We start from the raw sequence: 564 nt of genomic DNA, 5'->3' as shown, positions 1-564 counted from the left end.
CAGTTGGCCCATAACTATCGCGATCCCAACACCGGCCAGCCCAAGGCCAAGGTCCTCTACACCTTCGGCCGCGAAGACGAAATCGACCTCGAGGCCCTCCGGCGCCTTGCCCAGAGCATCCATCGCTTCGTTGGCGACGAGTTTACCGCCGGACGTGGTCAGTCGGAGGGCATCCAAACCACGCTGCTGGATAGCCGTCCTATGGGAGGGGCGTATCTGCTAGACGAGCTGTGGCGACAGCTTGGATTGGATGAGGTCCTGCGAGAGCGGCTTGCCGACCGGAAGTTTAAGGCGGCTGTCGAGCGTGTCATCTTCGCCATGGTCGCCAATCGCGCGTTGGCGCCAAGCAGCAAGCTGGCCATGGAAGAATGGGTCGACCGTGAAGTGGCTCTCCCCGGGATGACCGAGTTGGACGTGTGGCAGGCATATCGGGCTATGGACTTTCTCCATGATGTGGCGGAAGACCTGCAATACGAGGTCTTCCGGCGAGTGAGCGATCTCTTGAACCTGGACGTGGACCTTCTGTTCTTTGACACGACCTCCACGTACTTCGAGACGGAGGAC

General features: G+C 60.3%; 1 pseudogene. It reads left to right on the top strand.

From position 1 onward, the window contains the following. A pseudogene (locus J3481_RS14400) lies at positions 1–564 on the top strand (IS1634 family transposase); the annotation flags it as partial.

It is taken from the genome of Alicyclobacillus fructus (assembly GCF_017329605.1).
GTDB classification, from domain to species: domain Bacteria; phylum Bacillota; class Bacilli; order Alicyclobacillales; family Alicyclobacillaceae; genus Alicyclobacillus; species Alicyclobacillus fructus.
Note: the sequence above shows the minus strand (reverse complement) of the source record. Positions and strands in the feature narration are given on the sequence as shown.